Consider the following 22,318-nt stretch of genomic DNA (forward strand, 5'->3'; position numbering starts at 1 on the left):
GCCCGGCCCGGCCGCGGGGTCAGACGCGGACGTCGTCCGTGGCCCGGCGGGTGGCCGGTACCTCAAGGGTGCACCGTTCCGCCGCCGATTCGCCGAGGCGCGCGCGCCTTCTTCCCAGCGGGGTGGCGAGCAGCGTCAGCGCGATGAAGACGCCGATGGCCAGCAGCACGATCGTCGCCCCGGGCGGTACGTCCTGGTAGTACGAGGTGATGGTGCCGGTGAGTGTCACCGCCACCCCGATGACGACCGAGAGCACGAAGGTCACCTTGAAGGAGCGGCTGATCTGCTGCGCGGCGGCGACCGGGACCACCATCAGGGCGCTGACCAGTAGCAGCCCGACGACCCGCATCGCGACGGTGACGGTGACCGCGGCGGTGACCGCGATCAGCAGGTTCAGCACCCGCACCGGCAGCCCGGTGACCCGGGCGAACTCCTCGTCCTGGCTGACCGCGAACAGCTGCCTGCGCAGCCCCACCGTCACCAGCAGCACGAACGCCGCCAGCAGGCCGATCGCGGTGATGTCCTCCGAGGAGACCGTGGAGAGGGAGCCGAAGAGGTACGAGGTGAGGTTGGCGTTGGAGCCGGTGTCGGAGAGGTTGATCAGCAGGACACCGCCCGCCATGCCGCCGTAGAAGAGCATCGCCAGCGCGATGTCGCCCCGGGTGCGTCCGTACCAGCGGATCAGCTCCATGACGACCGCGCCGACGACGGCGACGGCGGTGGCCATCCAGACCGGGCTGGTGGAGAGCAGGAAGCCGAGGCCGACACCGGTCATCGCGATGTGGCCGATGCCGTCGCCCATCAGGGCCTGCCGCCGCTGCACCAGGTAGATGCCGACGGCGGGGGCGATGACGCCGACGAGCACGGCGGCGATCAGCGCCCGCTGCATGAAGGGAGGGGTGAGGAATTCCATGGTCAGCTCAGCAGTCCCGTCCGGACGGGCTCGGAAGCCGCGTGGGGGTGTACGTGGTCGTGGCCGGGCAGCGCGTGCTGCCCAAGGGCCTTCGGGGGCGGTCCGTCGTGCATCACGCAGCCGTCGCGCAGCACGACCGCGCGGTCGATCAGCGGCTCCAGCGGGCCCAGCTCGTGCAGGACGAGCAGCACGGTGGTGCCGGCCGCGACCTGGTCGCGCAGGGTCGCGGCGAGGATCTCCTGGCTGGCCAGGTCGACGCCGGCCATCGGCTCGTCCATGATCAGCAGTTCGGGTTCGGCGGCGAGCGCGCGGGCGATCAGGACGCGCTGGTGCTGGCCGCCGGAGAGGGCGTTCACCGAGTCCTTGGCGCGGTCGGTGAGGCCGACGAGCTCGATGGCCCGGTCGACGGCGGCCCGGTCGGCCTTGCGGGGCAGGCGCAGCTTGGTGCGGGAGAGCCGCCCGGAGGAGACGACCTCGCGGATGGTGGCCGGTACGCCGCCCGCCGCCGTGGTGCGCTGCGGTACGTAGCCGACCCGCGCCCAGTCGCGGAAGCGCCGCAGCGGGGTGCCGAAGAGTTCGACGGCGCCGCCGGTGAGCGGGACCTGGCCGATGGCGGAGCGCACGGCGGTCGACTTGCCGGAGCCGTTGGCGCCGAGCAGCGCGACGACCTCGCCGCGGTGCACGGTCAGGTCGACGCCGCGCAGTACGGGGCGCGCCCCGAGGGTGGCCGTGGCGTCGCGCAGGACGATCACGGGTTCTGGGGTGGAGCTCGCGGGCTCGGGCATGAGCGCCTCCGGTGCTGCTGCGGGTTTCGGGCCGGCCGGTTTCGTGGGGTCGTCGCTCACTTCGCGCCGAGCGCCTTCTGCAGCGCGGCGAGGTTGGACTTCATGACCTCGATGTAGTCAGCGCCCTTGGACTTGTCCGTGATTCCCTCCAGCGGGTCCAGGACGTCGGTCTTCAGGCCGGTGTCCCTGGCGACGGTCCTGGCCGTCTTGTCGCTGGCCAGCGTCTCGAAGAAGACCGTGGTGACCTTCTTCTTCTCCGCGATGGAGTGCAGGGCGCTGATCCGGGCGGGGCTGGGCTCGGCCTCCGGGTCGATGCCGGCGATGCCCTCCTGGGTGAGGCCGTAGCGCTCGGCCAGGTATCCGAAGGCGGAGTGGGTGGTGATGAAGGTCTTGGTGGCGGTGTTCGCCAGCCCCTTCTCGTACCCGGTGTCGAGCGCGCCGAGCTCCTTGACCAGGGCGTCCGTGTTCTTGCGGTAGTCCGCGGCGTGGTCCGGGTCGGTCTTCTCCAGGGACTTTCCGACGCCCTTGGCGACCTCGGCGTACTTCACCGGGTCGAGCCAGATGTGCGGGTCGGCGCCGGCTTCCTCGCCCTCGTGCTCGTGGCCGTGCTCGTGGCCCTCGCCGCCGACCTCCGCGCCGTGGTCCTCCAGCGTGGTCAGGCTCGCGGCGTCGACCGTGTGCGTGGACTCGGAGAGCTTGATCGCGTCGTCCACGGCGGGCTGGATGCCCTTGAGGTAGAGGATGTAGTCGGCGTCGCTGAGGCCGCCGATCTGCCGGGGGCTGAGCTCCAGGTCGTGCGGCTCCACGCCCGGCTTGGTGAGGGTGGAGACGGATACGTGGCCGCCGCCTATTCGCTCGGCCAGGAACTGCATCGGGTAGAACGACGCCACCACGTTGAGCTTGTCGCCGCTTCTGTGGTCGGCGGCATCGGATGACGAGCAGGCGGTGAGCGCGGTGAGGCCGAGGACGACTGCTCCGGCGACGGCGGCGGTGGGTATGAGGCGGCGTTCGTTCATGACAGTCATTTTCAACAAAAATGGAAACGATTGTCAACAAGGCTGTTGGGATGCCTTCGGAACGCCTCCGGAACGCCTCCGGAACGCCTCCTGAAGTGACTGTCCCGATACCGATTTGATCGAAGGGGCGTGCCCGCCGGTAATCTGAGGTCTTCTCCGTTCGTCGCCGTCGTAATGAAGAGAGCACCGTGGCCGCCGACAAGATCGACTCCATCGTCAGCCTGAGCAAGCGCCGTGGCTTCGTTTTCCCCTGCAGTGAGATCTACGGTGGTCAGCGCGCCGCCTGGGACTACGGGCCGCTGGGCGTTGAGCTCAAGGAGAACCTCAAGCGTCAGTGGTGGCGCTACATGGTCACTTCGCGCGAGGACGTGGTCGGGCTCGACTCGTCGGTCATCCTGGCCCCCGAGGTGTGGGTGGCCTCCGGCCACGTCGCCACGTTCTCCGACCCGCTGACCGAGTGCACCTCCTGCCACAAGCGCTACCGCGCGGACCACCTGGAGGAGGCGTACGAGGAGAAGCACGGCAAGCCGCCGGTCAACGGCCTCGCCGACCTCAACTGCCCCAACTGCGGCAACAAGGGCACGTTCACCGAGCCCAAGCAGTTCTCCGGCCTGCTGTCCACGCACCTCGGTCCGACCCAGGACTCCGGTTCGGTCGCCTACCTGCGTCCCGAGACCGCCCAGGGCATCTTCACCAACTTCGGCCAGGTGCAGCAGACCTCGCGCAAGAAGCCGCCGTTCGGCATCGCGCAGATGGGCAAGTCCTTCCGGAACGAGATCACTCCGGGCAACTTCATCTTCCGCACCCGCGAGTTCGAGCAGATGGAGATGGAGTTCTTCGTCAAGCCGGGCGAGGACGAGCAGTGGCAGGAGTACTGGATGGAGCAGCGCTGGAACTGGTACACCGGCCTGGGCCTGCGCGAGGAGAACATGCGGTGGTTCGAGCACCCGGTGGAGAAGCTCTCCCACTACTCCAAGCGCACCGCTGACATCGAGTACCGCTTCCGCTTCGGCGGCAGCGAGTGGGGCGAGCTGGAGGGCGTCGCCAACCGCACGGACTACGACCTGAAGGCGCACTCCAAGGCCTCTGGCACGGACCTGTCCTTCTTCGACCAGGAGGCCGGCGAGCGCTGGACCCCCTACGTCATCGAGCCGGCGGCCGGTGTGGGCCGCTCGGTCCTGGCCTTCCTGCTGGACGCCTACATCGAGGACGAGGCGCCCAACGCCAAGGGCGTCATGGAGAAGCGCACCGTGATGCGCCTCGACCCGCGCCTGGCGCCGGTCAAGGTCGCGGTCCTGCCGCTGTCCCGCAACCCGCAGCTCTCGCCGAAGGCCAAGGGCCTCGCCGCCGACCTGCGGCAGAACTGGAACATCGAGTTCGACGACGCGGGCGCCATCGGCCGCCGCTACCGCCGCCAGGACGAGATCGGCACGCCGTTCTGCGTCACCGTCGACTTCGACACCCTCGACGACAACGCGGTGACGGTGCGCGAGCGCGACACCATGAAGCAGGAGCGCGTCTCCCTGGACCAGATCCAGGCGTACCTGGGCGCGCGGCTGCTCGGCTGCTGACGCCTCGCCTCCGCTGGACGAAGCCCCCGGTTCCCCGAACGGAACCGGGGGCTTCGTGCACACTGGGCGCAATCGTCCACAGGAGGCTCGGATGCCGTCCATGACCACGAGCAAGGTCAGCAGATGGGACCAGCACGGCCGTGAACACATAGTCCACGTAAGGAAGTCGGGGATGCAGCGGGCGTTGAGCTGCGACACCTGCGACTGGCGCAAGGGTGTGCAGTTCCTGCCCTGGCTCAAGGCGGAGGAGCACCTCGCGCAGGCTCACCAGGCGACGGTCGACCCGACGGCGTCGTAGCCGAAAAACCCGGTGCCTGAACAGTTCGGCGCGGGGTACGGTTCCGGCATGTGTTCGTTCTTCCAGATCTACGAGTGAGTGCGCGGCGGGTAGGAGCACCCGCCGCGCACCGGATCGATCCAGGGTCGTTTCAGACCTCACTTTCACCACGAATGGGAGAACCCCGTGGCCAAGAGTCGTAATAACCTCCTCGGCGTCGGCGGACAGCGGAAGAAGTTGTCCCGCGCCGAGCAGCAGGGCGCAGGTCCCGAGCGCAACACCGACCGGAAGGCGGCGGTCGAGCAGAAGCAGGAGCTGCTGCGCAAGATGCGCGAGCGCGCCGGCCACCCCGCGCCGTCGGACGACGCGGCGGCCGGGCAGGACGCTCCGGAGCAGGACGCCCCCGGGCAGGACGCCCCGGCGCAGGGCTGACGCCCTCCCGCACAGCGCCGCCCGCACCACTGGTACGACCGTGGGCCCGGAACACCTCAGGTGTTCCGGGCCCACTGCTGTGGGGGAGCCGCCCCGCCCTCATGACACAGTGCGCGGCAGCCGCAGGCTCAGCAGTGTCGTCAGCGCCACCGCACCCAGCTGCACCAGCAGTGTCACGGCCAGCGCCGCCCGCATCCCCGAGCCCGGGGCCAGCGACAGGAACAGCGAACCCAGCGTCGCCACCCCCAGGGCCAGCGCCGCCTGCTGAGTGGTCGTCATGACCCCGCCGCCGACGCCGGCCCGTTCCGGCGGTACGTCGGAGAGCACGATGCGGAACAGGACGGGCAGCTGGAGCCCCTGGCCGAGACCGGCGATCGCCATCCCGGGCAGCAGCCCGAGCATCCCGAGACCGGACCAGTCGCGCCACACGGTGATCACCAGCACCACCACGCCGAGCGCCTGGATGATCCCGCCGGCCGTCACGACCCGGCTGCCGTACCGCCGGACGAGCCCCGGTCCCGCCAGTGAGGCGGCGAAGAAGGCCGCCGCCATCGGGGCCATCGAGAGGCCGGACGCGGCCGGGCCCAGCTTCAGGCCCTGCTGGAGGGCCACCGCGATGACGAACATGAAGCCGCCGAAGCCGACCGAGAACGGCAGCACCAGGGACAGCCCGCGCCGCAGCGAGTCCAGTCGCAGCAGGCTCGGCGGGACCAGCGGGATCCGGCCGTTCCGGTCGGCCCGCCGCTCCACCCGGTAGAAGGCGGCCGCGGCGAACGGGAACAACGCCAGCGAGACCCAGGTCCACAGCGGCCAGCCGGCCGCCCGCCCCTCGGTCAGCGGGGCCAGCAGCGTGACCAGTGACGCGGCCAGCAGCAGTGTGCCCGGCACGTCGACCGGCGCGGGCCGCTCCGCACGCGTCTCGGGCACCGAGCGGGCCGCCAGCACCAGCCCCACCGCCGCCACCGGCACGTTGACCAGGAACACGGACCGCCAGCCCGCGCTCTCGCCGAACACCGACGAGAGCGGCGCGGCGGCGACCAGCACGCCGCCCAGGATCTGGCCCGCGACCATCGAGAGCCCGGCCGTCGCCCCGTAGAGGCTCATCGCCCTGGCCCGGCGGTGCCCGGAGGTCGCCGCCTGGATGGTGGCGAGCACCTGCGGCAGCATCAGCGCCGCCGCGGCGCCCTGGGCCACCCGGGCGCCGACCAGCGTCCAGGCGTCCGGGGCGAGGCCGCAGGCCAGCGAGGTGATCCCGAAGGCCGCGATGCCGAGCAGGAAGAGCCTGCGCCGGCCGGCCATGTCACCGAGCCGGCCACCGAGCACGAGCAGCACGGCATAGGCGAGTCCGTAGCCCGCGACGACCAGTTCCAGCAGGGCGGGGCCCGCGTCCAGGTCGTGGTCGATGGTGGGCAGGGCGACGTTCACGATGAAGAAGTCGATCAGGGGGAGGGCGGCGCCCAGCAGCACGGTGAACAGCCCCAGCGCGCCGAGGACCGGCGTGGGGTGGTCGTGCCGCACCACGGGCGCGGCGGTGGTGTCGGATGTCTTCGGCCGGACGTCCGGCCGTACAGAGGAATCACTCACGGCATCGACGATCGCTGTTTCCGAAGCCTGGTACCAGAGTGTCTTTATCCTGGTACAAATAGCACCTGGTATGGCGTCGTGCCGTCCCGCAGGCTGGAGGAATGACGACGATGGCGATCACCGAAGCACCGGAGGTCCCCGATACCGAGATCCGGCGGCACGAGCTCGCGGACTTCCTGCGCAGCCGCCGGGAGCGGATCACCCCCGAGCAGGTGGGCCTGGTCCGGGGCCGCCGCAGGCGCACGCCGGGGCTGCGCCGCGAGGAGGTGGCCCAGCTCTCCGCGGTCGGCGTCACCTGGTACACCTGGCTCGAACAGGCCCGTGACATCCAGGTCTCGCCCCAGGTCCTGGACGCGCTGGCCCGCGCGCTGCTGCTCGACCGCAGCGAGCGCAGCCACCTCTTCTCCCTGGCCGGGGCCATCGATCCGGCTCCCGGCACGGAGTGCCCGAGCATCACCCCGTCGCTGCGCGCGCTCCTGCGGCAGCTGGAGCCGATCCCCGCCTGCGTGCAGAACAGCCGCTACGACGTGCTCGCCCACAACCGGACCTACGGACGGCTGCTCTGCGAGCTGGACGCGGTGGCGCCGGAGGACCGCAACATCATGCTGCTGGCCTATACGAACGAGCAGTGGCGCTCCACCGTCATGGACATCGCGGAGGTGACCCGCTTCCTGACGGCGAAGTTCCGTGCCGCGATGGCCGAGCACCTGGCGGAGCCCTCATGGAAGGCGCTGCTCAAGCGGCTGGAGGCGGCGTCGCCGGAATTCCGGGAGACGTGGGCGAGGCACGAGGTCGTCAGCTCCGGTGGCCGGTCCAAGATCTTCCGGAACGCGCACGTGGGGCTGTTGCGGGTGGAGACCTCGGACCTGTGGCTGGGCCCGTCGGCCGGTCCTCGCCTGGTCACCTACGTGCCGCGCGACGAGGAGACCCGGGAGCGGCTCCAGCGGCTTCAGGACCTGGTGCTCGCGGACGAGGACTGACCTCCGGACCCGTCCCCCGACGCGGCCCCGGCCCGGCCCCCGGGCCGCCCGCCGCCCGGACCGTCGTGGCCCGCCGTCGCCGCCCCCTCCAGCAGTTCCGCCGTCCGGCGTGCGGTGCCCCGCGCCCAGCGTCCGCTGGTCAGCGCCCCGACCAGCAGGACGCACAGTCCGCAGCCGGTGATGATCCACCAGGCGGGCTTGCTCGCCGCCACGAAGTCACCGGCGGGGCCGATGCCCCCGGAGGAGCCCGCGCCTGACACACCGGCCGCCAGCACCGCGCCGATCACGGCGACGCCCAGCGTCTGCCCGATCTGGCGGCTGGTCGAGGCGACCGCCGCGGCCACGCCCGCCTGGGAGCGGGGCATACCGGAGACGGCGGTGTTGGTGATGGGCGCGTTCACCGCGCCGAAGCCGAGCCCGAACAGCACATAGCCGGTGAACATCAGCGCGTTGTCGGTCTCCGCGTCGAACAGGGCGAACATCAGACCGCTCGCCGCCATCGCGACCCCCGCGACCAGGAGCGGCACGCGTGGCCCCCGGGTGGCGACGACGCGTCCCGAGATCGGCGGCAGAACACAGACGACCGCCGCCATCGGGAGCATGTACAGACCGGCGCCCAGCGCGCTCAGCCCCCGTACGTCCTGGAGGTAGAGCGTGTTGACGAAGAGGAAGCCGCCGAGCGCGGCGAAGGCGCTGACCGCGATGACGGTGGCTCCGCTGAACGGGGCGCTGTGGAAGAACCGCAGATCGATCAGGGGATCGGCGCGCCGGGGTTCGTACACCAGCAGGCCGATCAGCGCGGCCGCCGCGAGCGAGGCGAACAGCAGGATCTCGGTGGAGGTCCACCCCTTCTGCGGCGCCTCGATGATCGCGTACGTCAGCGAGCCCAGCAGCGCGATCACCAGCAGCTGGCCCACCGGGTCGGGGCGGCGGGCCTTCGCGGCGCGCGACTCGGGGACGTACTTCAGGGTCAGCAGCAGTGCGGCGATACCGACCGGCAGGTTGATCCAGAAGATCGACCGCCAGCCGACCGAATCGACCAGGGCGCCGCCGACCACCGGTCCGGCGGCCATCGAGATGCCGACGACACCGCCCCAGACGCCGATCGCCCGCGCGCGTTCGCGCGGCTCGGTGAAGGTGTTGGTGATGATCGACATCGCGACCGGGTTCAGCATGGAGCCGCCGACGGCCTGCACCATCCGGAACACGATCAGCGTCTCCAGGCTGGGCGCGACCGAGCAGAGCGCCGAACCCAGGGTGAAGAGGACGAGTCCGGCCATGAAGACCTTGCGCCGGCCGATCCGGTCGGCGGTGGAGCCCGCGAGCATGAGCAGGGAGGCGAGGACGAGTGTGTACGCGTCGATCGTCCACTGCATCCCCGCGACGCTCGCGTGCAGGTCCTGGCGCATGGACGGGAGGGCGACGTTCAGGACGGTGCTGTCCAGGCTGACGATCAGCAGACTCATGCAGCAGATCGCCAGCACCAGCATCCGTCTCCGGTGGCTGAGCTCGGGCATGCATGGATAGTACGACTAACTAACGACCCTCGCTGACAGGACGGCCGCCCCGAGCAGTTCCCGGCGTACGCGACAATGGGGGAATGACCACGCTCGCCCCCGCGCCCCAGCTGCTCCGCATCGGCCCGCACACCGTGCAGCCGCCGGTGGTCCTCGCCCCCATGGCGGGCATCACCAACGCGCCCTTCCGCACGCTGTGCCGGGAGTTCTCCGGCGGCAAGGGGCTGTTCGTCAGCGAGATGATCACGACCCGGGCACTGGTCGAGCGCAACGAGAAGACCATGCAGCTCATCCGGTTCGACGCGAGCGAGACCCCGCGCTCCATCCAGCTGTACGGAGTGGACCCGGTCACGGTCGGCAAGGCCGTCCGCATGATCGTCGACGAGAATCTCGCCGACCACATCGACCTGAACTTCGGCTGCCCGGTCCCCAAGGTCACCCGCAAGGGCGGCGGCTCCGCGCTCCCGTACAAGCGGCCGCTCCTGCGCGCGATCCTGCACCAGGCCGTCTCCAACGCGGGCGAGCTGCCGGTCACCATCAAGATGCGCAAGGGCATCGACGACGACCACCTCACCTACCTCGACGCCGGCCGGATCGCCGTGGAGGAGGGCGTCACGGCGATGGCCCTGCACGGCAGGACCGCCGCCCAGCACTACGGCGGCACCGCCGACTGGGACGCCATCGCCCGCCTCAAGGAGCACGTCCCCGAGATCCCCGTCCTCGGCAACGGCGACATCTGGTGCGCGGACGACGCCCTGCGGATGATGCGCGAGACCGGCTGCGACGGCGTGGTCGTGGGACGCGGCTGCCTGGGCCGCCCCTGGCTCTTCGGTGACCTGGTGAGCGCGTTCGAGGGTACGGAGACGAGGCAGACGCCCTCCCTGCGCACCGTCGCGGACGTCATGCTGCGGCACGCGACGCTGCTCGGGGAGTGGATCGGTGACGAGACCCGGGGCGTGATCGACTTCCGCAAGCACGTGGCCTGGTACCTCAAGGGCTTCGCGGTCGGCTCCGAGATGCGCAGGAACCTCGCGATCACCTCCTCGCTGGAGGAGCTGGGCTCGCAGCTGAACGAGCTGCGGCTGGACCAGCCGTGGCCGGACGGTGCCGACGGACCGCGCGGCCGCACCTCCGGCAACAACCGGGTGGTGCTCCCGGACGGCTGGCTGAAGGACCCCTACGACTGCGCGGGCGTCGGCGAGGACGCGGAACTGGACACGTCGGGCGGCTGAGGCGCGGCCGAGACGGGCGGGCGGCACGGGAAGCCTCAGCCGCCGACGCCCGGCCCCGCCCGCCGCTCCAGCGGGGCCGCCGCCGCGGAGTTCATCACGTTGAAGACCATGCTCCCCGCCCGGTAGCGGTCGTCCGTCCACTCGATGGCCCGGCCCGCCGCCGTGTACGTCAGGTGCCGCTGCCGCAGCAGCGGGCTCGCCCGGCGCACCCGCAGCAGCCGGGCGTCCTCGCTGCCCGCCGCGACCGCGTCGATCAGATGCTCGCCGTACTGCGCGACGATGTCCGCACGCTCCGCGATGCTGTTCATGATCGAGACACAGTCCTCCGGCAGCGCCAGGACGGCCGGTGCCACCCAGTGCGCGTACACGGTCCGCTCGACCATCACCGGCTCCCCGTCGAGCCACCGCAGCCGCACCACGTACAGCACCTCGCTGCCCTGCTCCGCGTCCAGCCGCTCGGCCTCCTCCGCGGTCGCGGGCCGCACCGCGCGGCTCAGGATGCGGCTGGAGACCTCGCACCCCATCGCCTGGGCCCACTGCGCGAAGCTGTTGAGCTGCTGGAAGCTCTGCCGGCGCTCGCTGCGCAGGACGACCCGCCGCGCCCCTTGCCGGGAGCCGATCAGCCCCTCTGAGGCGAGCAGCGCCACCGCCTGGCGGACCGTGCCGCGCGAGACCGACCAGCGGGTGGCGAGATCGCTCTCCGACGGCAGCCGGGAACCGAGCGGATAGGCGCCACTGCGGATGGAGTGCCGCAGCGACTCCGCGATCTCCCGATAGCGTGAATGGCTCACGCGTCCCCCTCGGCCGGATCATGGGCTGTGTACAGGTCCGCTCGTAGGTGACGGTCCTGCCGCTCACTCTATCGCCGTCGCGACGCGTGTCGATGCGTGGTCGTTACCTGCCACAACCCTTGATCGGTCGGCTTTCCTCTTCCGCGCTTCTTGCCGCACCGGACACTGGACGTTAAGACTCCGGACATCTGGACCGGGCGAACTGATGCCAGCTTGTATGAACAAGTGGCACTCACTTCGCTTCCAGGAGATTCACCGTGCGCAGATCCCGTCCCCGCCCCCCTGTCCGCGCCAACAGCCGTGCGGTCGCCGGCGTAGCCCTCGGCGCGGCGGCCCTGGCCGTACTCACCGCCTGTGGCGCCGCGCCCGAGGAGAAGACGGACACCGGGGCAAAGGGCGTGAAGCCCGCGGAGGCCACCTCGGTCAAGGACTTCGGCGGGCTCGACAAGCTGGTCGCCGCCGCCGAGAAGGAGGGCGAGCTCAACGTGATCGCCCTGCCGCCGGACTGGGCGAACTACGGAGAGCTGATCAAGGCCTTCCAGGCCAAGTACAAGGTCAGGATCAAGAGCGAGAACCCGGACGGCGCCAGCGCCGACGAGATAGCCGCCGTCAAGTCCCGCAAGGGGCAGAAGCGCGCCCCCGACGTCCTCGACCTCGGCATCGCCTTCGCCCGCAGCGGCGCGGCCGAGAACCTCTTCGCCCCGTACAAGGTCGCCGGCTGGGACAAGATCCCCGACAGCCAGAAGGACGCGGACGGCCGCTGGTTCAACGACTACGGCGGCTACGTCTCGATCGGCTGCGACGCCGCCCGGATCAAGAACTGCCCCGAGACCTTCGCCGACCTGCTGAAGCCCGAGTACAAGGGGAAGGTCGCCCTCAACGGCAACCCCACCAAGTCCGGATCCGCGTTCGGCGGCGTGTACGCGGCGTCCCTGGCCAACAAGGGATCGTTCGGCGACATCCAGCCCGGCATCGACTTCTTCGGCAAGCTCAAGAAGAGCGGCAACTTCATCCCCGTCGAGTCGACCCCGGCGACCGTCGAGAAGGGCGAGACGCCGATCAGTATCGACTGGGACTACCTGAACGCCGGGTACGCCGACCAGTTCAAGGGCAAGGGCGTCGACTGGAAGGTCTCCGTACCCTCCGACGGCGTGTACGCCCAGTACTACTCCCAGGCCGTCAACAAGGAGGCCCCGCACCCGGCGGCCGCCCGCCTCTGGATGGAGTACCTGTACAGCGCCGAGGGCCAGAACCTCTGGCTCAAGGGGTACGCCCGCCCCGTGCTGCTGCCCGCCATGACCGAGGACGGCACCGCCGACAAGACCTTCGTCACCAAGCTCCCCGAGGTCGCCGGCACGCCCTCCTTCCCGTCCTCCGACGAGCTGGACAAGGCCAACGCCACGCTCTCCGAGAACTGGGACAAGGCCGTCTCCTGATGACCTCCGCCCACCCGTCCGCCGCCCCGGCCCCCGGGGCGGCCGCCCCGAAGGCCACCGGCCGCGCCCGCGGGCGCCGGCCGGCCCGCGCCTGGCTCGGCGCGCTCCCGCTGCTCGTCTTCGCCGGGCTCTGCTTCGGCCTGCCCGCCGGCGCCCTGCTGTACGGGGCACTCACCCGCACCGACCCGGCCTCCGGCGCCACCGAGGCCACCGGGGAGAACCTGCGGCGCTCGCTCCAGGGGCCCTACCTCACCTCGCTCACCGGCAGCGTCGAGCTGTCCGCGCTGACCGCCGCCCTCGCCACCGTCCTCGGCGTGCTGATCGCCCAGGCCGTCGTGACCTCCCGGCGCGGCACGCTGCGCGGGGCCGTCCTCACGGCCTCCGGGGTGCTCGCCAACTTCGGCGGGATCCCGCTGGCCTTCGCCTTCGTCGCCACCCTCGGCATCTCCGGTGTGGTCACCCGGCTCGGGCACCTGGACACACTCGGCTGGAACCTCTACTCCTTCACCGGACTCACCGTCATCTACCTCTACTTCCTGATCCCGCTCATGGTGCTCGTCGTCGTGCCCGCGCTGGACGGGCTGCGCCCGCAGTGGCGCGAGGCCGCCCGCAACACCGGCGCCACCACCTGGCAGTTCTGGCGCCACGTCGGACTGCCGGTGCTCGCACCCTCGCTGCTCGGCGGGTTCGTCCTGCTCTTCGGCAGCGCCTTCGCCGCGCACGCCACCGCCGCCGCCCTGGTCGGCGGCTCCGTACCGCTGGTCACCCTGAAGATCGCCGACGCGCTCTCCGGGAACGTCCTGGTCGGCCAGGAGAACGTGGCACTGGCGCTGAGCCTCGACATGATCGTGATCGCCGCACTGGTGATGGCGGTCTATCTGCCCCTCCAGCGACGGAGCTCCCGATGGCTGCACTGACCACCGCCGCCCCGGCGACCGACGCCCCGGTGCCGGTGAGGGCCCGCCGCACCCGCCCCCGCTACTGGCGCGGGGCCGTACTGGCCCTCGCCGGGCTGTACTTCGTCACCCCGCTGCTCTCCTCCTTCGTCTTCACGGTCCATGTGCCGGGCCAGGGCCTCACCTTCGAGGCGTACCGGGGAATCCTGTCGGCCGACGGCTTCACCGACAGCCTGTTCCTCTCGCTCTCCCTCGCCGCCGCCACGATCGCCCTCGCCCTGCTGCTCGTCGTCCCCGCGCTCGTCGCGGTGCGGCTCGGGCCGCCCCGGCTGCGGGCCGTCGTCGAGGTCGTCTGCATGCTGCCGCTGGTGGTGCCGCCGATCGCCCTGGTCACCGGCATCACCACCGTGCTGCGCTGGGGACCGGACCACCTCTCGCGCACCCCGCTCTACCAGACGTTCCTCGCCGTGCAGAACGAGTCGTTCCCGGTGGTGCTGGTGCTCGCCTACACCGTGCTCGCGCTGCCGTTCGTGCACCGCTCGCTGGACGCCGGACTGCGCGCCGTGGACGTACCCACACTGGTGGAGGCGGCCCGCAGCTGCGGGGCGAGCCGGACGCAGGTGCTGCTGCGCGTCATCCTGCCCAACCTGCGCTCCTCGCTCGCCGGGGCCTCCTTCCTGACCCTGGCGCTGGTGCTCGGCGAGTACACCATCGCCTCGCTGCTGGGCTTCCGGCCGTTCGCGGTCTGGATCGTCACCGTCTCCGGTGCCGAGGCCCGGATGTCGGTCGCCGTCTCGCTGCTCTCCCTGCTCATCACCTGGGTCCTGCTGCTCGTCCTCTCGCGCGCCGGAACCGGGCCCTCCACCTCCGTCCCGGCCGCGGCCCCGGCCGCCGTCGGCACCGCCCCCGTCCCCCTGCCCGGCAAGGAGTAGCCACCCATGTCAGCCCTGCCCACCGCCACCGCCGGACGTCCCGAGCCGGCCAGGACCGCCGCGCCGGAAGGGCGGGCCGTCACCGGAGCCCGGGTGGAATTCCGCTCCCTGCGCCGGGCGTTCGGCCCCACCGTGGCCCTCGACGGACTCGACCTCACCGCCGAACCCGGCGAGCTGCTCGCCCTGCTCGGCCCCTCCGGCTGCGGCAAGACCACCGCGCTGCGGGTCCTCGCCGGGTTCGAGCAGCCGGACTCCGGCGAGGTCCTGGTCGACGGCCAGGACATCACCCCGGTCCCCGCCAATCGGCGCGACGCCGGCATGGTCTTCCAGTCCTACAGCCTCTTCCCGCACCTCAACGCCCGCGACAACGTGGCCTTCGGCCCCCGGATGCGGGGCGTCGCCATCGCCGAACGGCACGCCACCGCCCACGAACTCCTCGAACTCGTCGGCCTGCCCGACCACGCCGGCCGCTTCCCGCACCAGATGTCCGGCGGCCAGCAGCAGCGCGTCGCGCTCGCCCGCGCGCTCGCCCTGCGCCCCCGGGTCCTGCTGCTCGACGAACCGCTCTCGGCACTCGATGCCAAGGTCCGGCTCACCCTGCGCGAGGAGATCCGCCGCCTCCAGCTGTCGCTCGGCATCACCACCATCTTCGTCACCCACGACCAGGAGGAGGCCCTCTCCATGGCCGACCGGGTCGCCGTCCTCAACGCGGGCCGCCTGGAACAGTGCGCGCCCCCGGCCGAGCTGTACGAACGGCCCGCCACCGCGTTCGTCGCCGAGTTCGTCGGCACCATGAACCGGCTGCCCGGCCGGCTGACCGGCGACGGCGGCGTGGAGGTCGCGGGCACCACGCTCCCGGTCGACGGCGAGGTCCCGGCGGGCAGGGGAGTGGCCGACGTCCTCATCCGGCCCGAGAACATCGGCGCCACGGCCGACCCGGACGGCATGGCCACGGTCGTCTCCGCCTCCTTCCTCGGCTCGGTCACCCGGGTCCTGCTCGACCTCCCGGACGGCGTCGCGGTCAAGGCCGACCTCCCCTCACGGGACGCCACCGAGCTGACCCCAGGGGTGCGGGCACGGGTCACCCCGGTCCGGCGCCCGGTGCTCGTCGTGCCCGGAGGCGCGAGTGCCGCGCCCGGAGCGGTGGACGGCGACAGCCGGGCGGACGCGTGAAGGCGCCCGCAGCCGTCCTCTTCGACATGGACGGCACCCTGGTCGACACCGAGGTGCTGTGGTGGGAGACGGCCCGCGAGGTCGCGGCCGGGCTCGGCCACCGGCTGACCGACGCCGACGCCCCCGAGGTCGTCGGCCGGGCCGTCGCGGACACCGCTGCTCATCTGATCGGGGTCACCGGCGCGGGCGCCGCCGCGTTGGACCGTACCGCCGCCGAGCTGACCGGCTCGTTCTTCCGGAAGGTCGACGCGGGCGCGCCGCTGCGCCCCGGAGCTGCCGCGCTGCTGGCCTCGCTGGAGGCGGCGGGAGTGCCGTTCGCCCTGGTCAGCGCCTCACCCAGGAGTGTGGTGGACGCGGTGGTGGCCGGGTCGCTGGCCGGGGTGGACTTCGCGTTCACGCTGTCGGCCGACGACACCGTACGGACCAAGCCGCACCCGGACCCGTACCGGGCGGCGGCCGAGCGGTTCGCGGCCGCGCCCTCTGCGTGTGTGGCGGTGGAGGACTCTCCGGACGGCACCGCGTCGGCCGACGCGGCGGGGTGCGCGGTGCTGGTGGTCCCCTCGCTGCTGGCCGTGGCCCCCGGGCGGCGGCGGACGTTCGCCCGTAGCCTGGACGAAGTGGACCTCGGGGTGCTGAGTGACTGCCTGAGGCGTCCGAATCCTGAAATTCGGGGTCCGGAACCAGCGTGATTCACGCCACCTTTGATGAGGCATCCGCTCAAACGAGCGTATTGGTGGTGGCTGCACTTCTGGAAGGTCTGGCACTCAGTGCCATGTATTGGCCTTCAGGAAGTGTACTCAGGTGCGCGGGTGGTCGCTCAGATGAGTGCAAGTCCTCAAGAAATGACCATGTCGCCTTCAAGAGCTGAACGAAGAGCCCCGGCTTGATCGTCGGAGTGCTTCTTTGGATCTGCTGGCGGACAGGTGGTTGCGGTCGCATGACGGCCAAGTGGACGTACCCAGACACCTTTGATCTGGGTATGTTCCTCGCCGTCAGGGCAGTCCACCGCGTCGTCGAGGAGTCGAGACCCGTGTCGGAAAACGAAGACCCGCAGAAGTTCGTCTACGACTTCACCGAGGGCAACAAGGATCTGAAGGACCTGCTCGGCGGGAAGGGTGCCAACCTCGCCGAGATGACCAACCTCGGGCTTCCCGTCCCTCCGGGCTTCACGATCACCACCGAGGCCTGCAAGGTCTACCTCGGCAGCGGTGAGGAGCCGGCCGCGCTGCGCGACGAGGTGAGTGCGCACCTCGACGCCCTTGAGACGCGGATGGCCAAGAAGCTCGGGCAGTCGGACGACCCGCTGCTGGTCTCTGTCCGTTCCGGCGCCAAGTTCTCGATGCCCGGCATGATGGACACGGTCCTCAACATCGGCCTCTCCGACGCCTCCGTCCTCGGCCTCGTCGCCCAGTCCGGCGACGAGCGGTTCGCCTGGGACTCCTACCGCCGTCTCATCCAGATGTTCGGCAAGACCGTCCTCGGTGTCGACGGCGACCTCTTCGAGGAGGCGCTGGAGGCCGCCAAGGAGGCCAAGGGCGTCAGCGTCGACGTGGACCTCGACGCGGCCGACCTCAAGAAGCTGGTCAAGCAGTTCAAGAAGATCGTCACCCGGGACGCCGGGCGCGACTTCCCGCAGGACCCGCGCGAGCAGATGGACCTGGCCATAAAGGCCGTCTTCGACTCGTGGAACACCGACCGAGCCAAGCTCTACCGCCGCCAGGAGCGCATCCCCGGCGACCTCGGCACCGCCGTCAACGTCTGCTCCATGGTCTTCGGCAACCTCGGCCCCGACTCCGGTACGGGCGTCGCGTTCACCCGCGACCCGGCCAGCGGCCACCAGGGCGTCTACGGCGACTACCTCCAGAACGCGCAGGGCGAGGACGTCGTCGCCGGTATCCGCAACACCGTGGCGCTCGCCGATCTGGAGTCCATCGACAAGAAGTCGTACGACGAGCTGATCGCGATCATGGAGACGCTGGAGACCCACTACAAGGATCTCTGCGACATCGAGTTCACCATCGAGCGCGGCCGGCTGTGGATGCTCCAGACGCGGGTCGGCAAGCGCACCGCCGGTGCCGCCTTCCGGATCGCCACCCAGCTCGTCGACCAGGGCCTCATCGACGAGGCCGAGGCCCTCCAACGCGTCAACGGAGCGCAGCTGGCGCAGCTGATGTTCCCGCGCTTCGACGACGAGGCCGAGGTGCGGCTGCTCGGCCGGGGCATCGCCGCGTCGCCGGGCGCGGCGGTCGGCAAGGCCGTCTTCGACTCGTACACCGCGATCAAGTGGTCCCGTTCCGGCGAGAAGGTCATCCTGATCCGCCGCGAGACCAACCCCGACGACCTGGACGGCATGATCGCCGCCGAGGGCATCCTGACCTCGCGCGGCGGCAAGACCTCGCACGCCGCCGTCGTCGCCCGGGGCATGGGCAAGACCTGTGTCTGCGGCGCGGAGGAGATCGAGGTCGACACCAAGCGGCGCCGGCTGACCGCCGGGACCACGGTGGTGGAGGAGGGCGACCTCGTCTCCGTAGACGGTTCGACCGGCAAGGTCTACCTCGGCGAGGTACCCGTCGTACCGTCCCCGGTCGTCGAGTACTTCGAGGGCCGGATGCACGCGGGCGCCGACGACGCCGACGAGCTGGTCGCCGCCGTGCACCGGATCATGGCGTACGCGGACCGGGTGCGCCGGCTGCGGGTACGGGCCAACGCGGACAACGCCGAGGACGCCCTGCGGGCCCGCCGCTTCGGCGCCCAGGGCATCGGGCTGTGCCGCACCGAGCACATGTTCCTCGGCGAGCGTCGCGAGATGGTCGAGAAGCTGATCCTGGCCGACACGGACCAGGAGCGCGAGACGGCGCTCGAACAGCTGCTGCCGCTCCAGAAGGCCGACTTCATCGAGCTGTTCGAGGCGATGGACGGACTGCCCGTCACCGTACGGCTGCTCGACCCGCCGCTGCACGAGTTCCTGCCCGACATCACCGAACTGTCGGTCCGGGTGGCGCTCGCGGAGTCCCGCAAGGACGCCAACGAGAACGACCTCCGCCTCCTCCAGGCCGTGCACAAGCTGCACGAGCAGAACCCGATGCTCGGTCTGCGCGGGGTGCGGCTCGGCCTGGTCATCCCGGGCCTGTTCGCCATGCAGGTACGGGCGATCGCGGAGGCCGCCGCCGAGCGCAGGAACGCCAAGGGCGATCCGCGCGCCGAGATCATGATCCCGCTCGTCGGCACGGTCCAGGAGCTGGAGATCGTCCGCGACGAGGCGGACCGGGTCATCGCGGAGGTCCAGGCCGCCACCGGCACGAACCTCAAGCTGAAGATCGGCACGATGATCGAGCTGCCGCGCGCCGCGCTCACCGCCGGTCAGATCGCGGAGGCGGCGGAGTTCTTCTCCTTCGGGACCAACGACCTGACCCAGACGGTGTGGGGCTTCTCCCGCGACGACGTGGAGGCCTCGTTCTTCACCGCGTACCTGGAGAAGGGCATCTTCGGGGTGTCGCCGTTCGAGACGATCGACAAGGACGGCGTCGGCTCGCTGGTACGCAGCGCCGTCGCGGCCGGCCGGGCCACCCGGCCCGACCTGAAGCTCGGCATCTGCGGCGAGCACGGCGGCGACCCGGAATCGGTGCACTTCTTCCACGAGGTGGGCCTGGACTACGTCTCCTGCTCGCCCTTCCGTATTCCGGTGGCCCGTCTTGAGGCGGGCCGGGCGGCGGCGGAGTCGCGCGGCAGCGACAGCCGCTGAGCCGCCTGAGCCACCTGAACCACTGATTCCGCGGGGGCCGCCGGTCGGGGCGACCCTCACCGGACCGGCGTCCGGCGCGGAATTCCCCGGAGGCGGCGGCACCCTGTGCGGGGGTGCCGCCGCCTCGTCATGTCCGCCACCCATTGCTTCGTTCAATGCGCAAAGAGATAGTCCGGAACGGACCGGGGTGCGGTTCATGGATCCCCATCCATGAACCGCACCCCGCTTACCCCCGTCGGGTACGGAGCCGCACCATTGCCGACCGCCGCCGAACGAGCGAAACCCCCCACGGCCTTCACTCGCTCTTCCGGTGGCTCTGGAATCGCAACCCGACGTCGTACAGCTTTTCGGGTGACACCAGGTCGGGGCGAGACGTTTCACCTCTGGCCGAAACCCCGTGGTGACGTGGTGTGACTGTTCGCATACTCTTGCGTGGGGGTAATTGCGGGTGCAAGCGGGTGGGGGTTCGGTGCTGCGTATCCATATATCCGGGTGGGACCTTTCCAGGGTGCGGATGGCCACCGGGCCGGACGCATTGTGGGAGACCATTCTCAGTTTTCACCGACTGAGGGACCGGCGTGCTTCGACCGTGTTCGGGAAATGGCGCACGGAAACCCGCCCCCGGTTGAATGGTGAAGTACGTCTGCTGTCCGCCGTGGTTCCACCGCGCGGCTATTTCCCGGACTTCCTGACGCCTTCTCAGGAAGGTTCGGAACCACTGGATTTCGGCGCCGGAACGGAGGTGCTGCGCGACACCCCGGCCGAGCGCCTGCGGGCCGAACTGTCGATGCTGGGCGCCGAGGGACATCCCGACGGCCGGAGCGCCACGGCCCGGCGGGCGGTCCGGCCGGTGCGGCTGGACGCGCTGTGCGAAGGGCGCTCCGAGCCCCTGGGCCGCCTCATCGGGGCCCTGCGCGGCTACCACCGCGCCGCGGTCGAACCGTACTGGCCGCACATCCAGGCGAGCGTCGAGGCCGACCGCGCGGTCCGGGGACGCGCCCTGCTGGACGGCGGCCCGGAAGAGCTGCTCGCCTCCCTCCCGCCGGTGATCCGCTGGCGGGCACCGGTGCTGGAGGCCGACTACCCGGTCGACCGCGAACTGCGTCTGGACGGCCGGGGACTGCTCCTCCAGCCGTCGTTCTTCTGCCGGGGCGCACCCGTCGTCCTGCGCGATCCGCTGCTGCCGCCGGTGCTCGTCTACCCGGTCGGCCACGCCGACGCCCCGGTCTTCGCGGAACCCGGCCCCTGGCTCGGCCGCCTCCTCGGCCACACCCGCTCGACGGTCCTGCGGACCATCGGGGACGGCTGCACGACCAGTGAGCTCGCCCGCCGGGCCGGGGTCTCCCTGGCGTCGGCGAGCCAGCACGCCTGTGTGCTGCGCGAGGCGGGCCTGGTGCACACCCTGCGCCGCGGCAGCTCGGTCCTGCACACGGTGACCCCGCTGGGCGGCTCGCTGCTCCGGGGCGGCGCGCCGCTCGCCCTGCGGTGAGCGGGCGCGCGCCCGGTCCGGTGCGGAGGCGGTTCCTCCTTCGGCACCGATGAGTTTCCGGCGTCCCCGGCGTCTACCTGTCGTAACGCGTTCACACCGCGCGCACAGGATCGACCCACCGAGAGAGTGAGACGGCCATGCCTCAGATGATCTTCCTGAACCTGCCGGTCAAGGACCTGGAGACGACCAAGGGGTTCTTCGCGAAACTGGGCTACTCGTTCAATCCCCAGTTCAGCGACGACCGCACCGCCTGTCTCGTCATCAGCGACACGATCTTCGCCATGCTGCTGGAGGAGTCGCGCTTCAAGGAATTCACCAAGAAGGAGATCGCGGACGCCGCGACGACCACCGAGGTGATCCTCGCGCTCAGCGCGGAGAGCCGGGAGAAGGTGGACGAGCTGGTCGACACCGCCCTCGCCTCCGGTGGACACCCCGCCGGTGAGACGCAGGACCTCGGCTTCATGTACGGCCGGTCCTTCCAGGACCCCGACCACCACAACTGGGAGGTCGTGTGGATGGACCCGTCCGCCGTCGAGGGCCAGAGCTGAGCCCGCCGGGACGCGGCCTCGGGGGAGTCAGACCCCGAGGCCCCCGAGGCCGGCGAAGGTGACCCCGGTCAGCTGCTCCGACGCCACCCACAGCCGTTCGCTCGCCACGTCGTTGAGCGTCCAGCCCGCCCGCCAGGACGGAGCCGGTTCACCGCGCCACCCCAGCACCCTCGGGCCGGTGAACGAGTCGGGCCGGACGCCCGGCGCGGTGGCCGCGTACAGGGTGGGCAGGGCGCCCGCGGCGGCCGGCTGGGCGATGATCCGGTTGCCGAACTCGATGACCCGCTCCGCCGCCCTGCGGTTCTCCATCCGGACCCCGGCCGTCTGAAGGTTGGTCGACGCGTAGCCAGGGTGCGCGGCGGCGGCGACCAGCCCGCTGCCGATGGCGGCGGTCCGCCGGGCCAGCTCGTGGACGAACAGCAGGTTGGCCGTCTTCGAGCGGCCGTAGGCGATCCAGCGGCGGTAGTTCCGCTCGCTGTTGAGGTCGCCCATGTCGATGTTGGACAGCGCGTGCAGACCGCTGGACACGCTCACCACCCGTGCGCCCGGGGTGGCGAGCAGCTTCGGCAGCAGCAGCCCGGTGAGGGCGAAGTGCCCGAGGTGGTTGACGCCGAACTGGGTCTCGAAACCGTCGGCGGTCCTCCGGTACGGCAGGGCCATCACCCCGGCGTTGTTGATCAGCAGATCGAGCCGGTCCGGGGTGTAGGCCGCGGCGAACTCCCGTACCGACGACAGATCGGCCAGATCCAGCCCGGCGAACTCCACGTCCGCGTCGGGCACCGCGCCGCGAATGCGGGCCGCCGCCTCCTTGCCGCGCCGCTCGTCACGGCAGGCAAGCAGCACCCGCGCACCGTGCCGCGCCAGCTCCCGTGCGGTGATCAGCCCGATACCGCTGTTGGCTCCTGTCACCACGGCCGTGCGGCCGCTCTGGTCGGGAATGTCGTTCGCGTACCGGCGCTGGGTCATGGATCAAGCGTACGACCGGACGGTCCGATAGCCGGAAG

General features: G+C 70.9%; 20 protein-coding genes. 13 read left to right on the forward strand and 7 right to left on the reverse strand.

The annotated features are described in order from the left end of the window. Window positions 1–19 precede the first annotated feature (19 nt). From ACFVQ0_RS29995 to ACFVQ0_RS30005, 3 genes are read right to left on the reverse strand one after another with little or no spacing between them, the layout of a single operon-like run. A complete protein-coding gene (locus ACFVQ0_RS29995; RefSeq protein ID WP_390092322.1) occupies window positions 20–913 on the reverse strand; it encodes a metal ABC transporter permease in 894 nt (297 codons plus the stop codon). A gap of 2 nt (window positions 914–915) precedes the next feature. Then, entirely contained in the window at window positions 916–1,698 is a 783-nt protein-coding gene (locus ACFVQ0_RS30000) for a metal ABC transporter ATP-binding protein (protein ID WP_390092323.1), read from the reverse strand. Between the two features lie 56 nt (window positions 1,699–1,754). After that, complete coding sequence (locus tag ACFVQ0_RS30005) at window positions 1,755–2,714, reverse strand: metal ABC transporter substrate-binding protein (protein WP_390092324.1); 960 nt, start codon at window positions 2,712–2,714, stop codon at window positions 1,755–1,757. Window positions 2,715–2,902: 188 nt separating this feature from the next. Between ACFVQ0_RS30005 and ACFVQ0_RS30010 the strand changes: the two genes are divergently transcribed. The 3 genes from ACFVQ0_RS30010 (at window position 2,903) to ACFVQ0_RS30020 (ending at window position 4,994) form a co-directional block, all read left to right on the forward strand. Continuing rightward, on the forward strand, window positions 2,903–4,285 hold the full coding sequence (locus ACFVQ0_RS30010) for a glycine--tRNA ligase (RefSeq protein WP_390092325.1): 1,383 nt from the start codon (window positions 2,903–2,905) through the stop codon (window positions 4,283–4,285). Between the two features lie 91 nt (window positions 4,286–4,376). Beyond that, window positions 4,377–4,583 carry a hypothetical protein gene (locus ACFVQ0_RS30015; RefSeq protein ID WP_390092326.1) on the forward strand — a complete coding sequence of 69 codons (207 nt, stop codon included), beginning with the start codon at window positions 4,377–4,379 and terminating at the stop codon, window positions 4,581–4,583. 165 nt (window positions 4,584–4,748) lie between these two features. Further along, window positions 4,749–4,994, forward strand: coding sequence for a DUF6243 family protein (locus tag ACFVQ0_RS30020; protein ID WP_390092327.1), 246 nt, complete (start codon window positions 4,749–4,751; stop codon window positions 4,992–4,994). 99 nt (window positions 4,995–5,093) lie between these two features. On the opposite strand, the gene ACFVQ0_RS30025 is transcribed toward ACFVQ0_RS30020, so the two are convergent. After that, entirely contained in the window at window positions 5,094–6,515 is a 1,422-nt protein-coding gene (locus ACFVQ0_RS30025; protein ID WP_390092429.1) for an MFS transporter, read from the reverse strand. A 164-nt stretch (window positions 6,516–6,679) separates the two neighbouring features. Between ACFVQ0_RS30025 and ACFVQ0_RS30030 the strand changes: the two genes are divergently transcribed. Then, entirely contained in the window at window positions 6,680–7,558 is an 879-nt protein-coding gene (locus ACFVQ0_RS30030; protein ID WP_390092328.1) for a helix-turn-helix domain-containing protein, read from the forward strand. Here the strand turns inward: ACFVQ0_RS30030 and ACFVQ0_RS30035 are convergent. Further along, window positions 7,528–9,075: an MFS transporter gene (locus ACFVQ0_RS30035; protein ID WP_390092329.1), complete on the reverse strand. Its 1,548-nt coding sequence runs from the start codon at window positions 9,073–9,075 to the stop codon at window positions 7,528–7,530. The genes ACFVQ0_RS30030 and ACFVQ0_RS30035 overlap by 31 nt on opposite strands. 83 nt (window positions 9,076–9,158) lie before the next feature. Between ACFVQ0_RS30035 and dusB the strand changes: the two genes are divergently transcribed. Then, window positions 9,159–10,307 carry a tRNA dihydrouridine synthase DusB gene (gene dusB, locus ACFVQ0_RS30040; protein WP_390092330.1) on the forward strand — a complete coding sequence of 383 codons (1,149 nt, stop codon included), beginning with the start codon at window positions 9,159–9,161 and terminating at the stop codon, window positions 10,305–10,307. A gap of 35 nt (window positions 10,308–10,342) precedes the next feature. On the opposite strand, the gene ACFVQ0_RS30045 is transcribed toward dusB, so the two are convergent. Continuing rightward, window positions 10,343–11,098: a GntR family transcriptional regulator gene (locus ACFVQ0_RS30045; protein ID WP_390092331.1), complete on the reverse strand. Its 756-nt coding sequence runs from the start codon at window positions 11,096–11,098 to the stop codon at window positions 10,343–10,345. Window positions 11,099–11,355: 257 nt separating this feature from the next. On the opposite strand from ACFVQ0_RS30045, the gene ACFVQ0_RS30050 reads away from it, so the two are divergent. The 8 genes from ACFVQ0_RS30050 (at window position 11,356) to ACFVQ0_RS30085 (ending at window position 21,314) form a co-directional block, all read left to right on the forward strand. Further along, window positions 11,356–12,534, forward strand: a complete 1,179-nt coding sequence (locus ACFVQ0_RS30050; protein ID WP_390092332.1) for an ABC transporter substrate-binding protein — start codon at window positions 11,356–11,358, stop codon at window positions 12,532–12,534. Continuing rightward, complete coding sequence (locus ACFVQ0_RS30055; protein WP_390092333.1) at window positions 12,534–13,451, forward strand: ABC transporter permease; 918 nt, start codon at window positions 12,534–12,536, stop codon at window positions 13,449–13,451. The genes ACFVQ0_RS30050 and ACFVQ0_RS30055 overlap by 1 nt, the downstream gene beginning before the upstream one ends. Then, the gene (locus ACFVQ0_RS30060; protein WP_390092334.1) at window positions 13,439–14,362 is read left to right on the forward strand and encodes an ABC transporter permease; all 924 of its coding nucleotides are present in this window, start codon (window positions 13,439–13,441) and stop codon (window positions 14,360–14,362) included. Before ACFVQ0_RS30055 ends, ACFVQ0_RS30060 begins: the two co-directional genes overlap by 13 nt. 6 nt (window positions 14,363–14,368) lie before the next feature. Then, entirely contained in the window at window positions 14,369–15,535 is a 1,167-nt protein-coding gene (locus ACFVQ0_RS30065) for an ABC transporter ATP-binding protein (protein WP_390092335.1), read from the forward strand. Continuing rightward, window positions 15,532–16,224 carry an HAD family hydrolase gene (locus ACFVQ0_RS30070; protein WP_390092336.1) on the forward strand — a complete coding sequence of 231 codons (693 nt, stop codon included), beginning with the start codon at window positions 15,532–15,534 and terminating at the stop codon, window positions 16,222–16,224. Before ACFVQ0_RS30065 ends, ACFVQ0_RS30070 begins: the two co-directional genes overlap by 4 nt. A 341-nt stretch (window positions 16,225–16,565) precedes the next feature. Next, the gene (ppdK, locus tag ACFVQ0_RS30075; RefSeq protein ID WP_390092337.1) at window positions 16,566–19,277 is read left to right on the forward strand and encodes a pyruvate, phosphate dikinase; all 2,712 of its coding nucleotides are present in this window, start codon (window positions 16,566–16,568) and stop codon (window positions 19,275–19,277) included. Window positions 19,278–19,746: 469 nt separating this feature from the next. Beyond that, entirely contained in the window at window positions 19,747–20,766 is a 1,020-nt protein-coding gene (locus ACFVQ0_RS30080; RefSeq protein ID WP_390092338.1) for an ArsR/SmtB family transcription factor, read from the forward strand. Window positions 20,767–20,903: 137 nt separating this feature from the next. Further along, entirely contained in the window at window positions 20,904–21,314 is a 411-nt protein-coding gene (locus ACFVQ0_RS30085) for a VOC family protein (RefSeq protein ID WP_390092339.1), read from the forward strand. Between the two features lie 27 nt (window positions 21,315–21,341). Here ACFVQ0_RS30085 and ACFVQ0_RS30090 read toward each other — a convergent pair whose 3' ends face one another. Then, window positions 21,342–22,280, reverse strand: a complete 939-nt coding sequence (locus ACFVQ0_RS30090; protein WP_390092340.1) for an oxidoreductase — start codon at window positions 22,278–22,280, stop codon at window positions 21,342–21,344. Window positions 22,281–22,318: the final 38 nt, after the last annotated feature.

This window comes from Streptomyces sp. NPDC057900, assembly GCF_042887885.1.
GTDB lineage: Bacteria > Actinomycetota > Actinomycetes > Streptomycetales > Streptomycetaceae > Streptomyces.

What these genes read in the sequence shown, in the direction of transcription:
- ACFVQ0_RS30015 (WP_390092326.1), top strand. Translation starts at nt 4,377, where the DNA reads ATGCCGTCCATGACCACGAGCAAGGTCAGCAGATGGGACCAGCACGGC.
- ACFVQ0_RS30065 (WP_390092335.1), top strand. Translation starts at nt 14,369, where the DNA reads ATGTCAGCCCTGCCCACCGCCACCGCCGGACGTCCCGAGCCGGCCAGG.
- ACFVQ0_RS30090 (WP_390092340.1), bottom strand. Translation starts at nt 22,280, where the DNA reads ATGACCCAGCGCCGGTACGCGAACGACATTCCCGACCAGAGCGGCCGC.
- ACFVQ0_RS29995 (WP_390092322.1), bottom strand. Translation starts at nt 913, where the DNA reads ATGGAATTCCTCACCCCTCCCTTCATGCAGCGGGCGCTGATCGCCGCC.
- ACFVQ0_RS30035 (WP_390092329.1), bottom strand. Translation starts at nt 9,075, where the DNA reads ATGCCCGAGCTCAGCCACCGGAGACGGATGCTGGTGCTGGCGATCTGC.
- ACFVQ0_RS30000 (WP_390092323.1), bottom strand. Translation starts at nt 1,698, where the DNA reads ATGCCCGAGCCCGCGAGCTCCACCCCAGAACCCGTGATCGTCCTGCGC.
- ACFVQ0_RS30060 (WP_390092334.1), top strand. Translation starts at nt 13,439, where the DNA reads ATGGCTGCACTGACCACCGCCGCCCCGGCGACCGACGCCCCGGTGCCG.
- ACFVQ0_RS30005 (WP_390092324.1), bottom strand. Translation starts at nt 2,714, where the DNA reads ATGAACGAACGCCGCCTCATACCCACCGCCGCCGTCGCCGGAGCAGTC.
- dusB (WP_390092330.1), top strand. Translation starts at nt 9,159, where the DNA reads ATGACCACGCTCGCCCCCGCGCCCCAGCTGCTCCGCATCGGCCCGCAC.
- ACFVQ0_RS30055 (WP_390092333.1), top strand. Translation starts at nt 12,534, where the DNA reads ATGACCTCCGCCCACCCGTCCGCCGCCCCGGCCCCCGGGGCGGCCGCC.
- ACFVQ0_RS30030 (WP_390092328.1), top strand. Translation starts at nt 6,680, where the DNA reads ATGACGACGATGGCGATCACCGAAGCACCGGAGGTCCCCGATACCGAG.
- ACFVQ0_RS30085 (WP_390092339.1), top strand. Translation starts at nt 20,904, where the DNA reads ATGCCTCAGATGATCTTCCTGAACCTGCCGGTCAAGGACCTGGAGACG.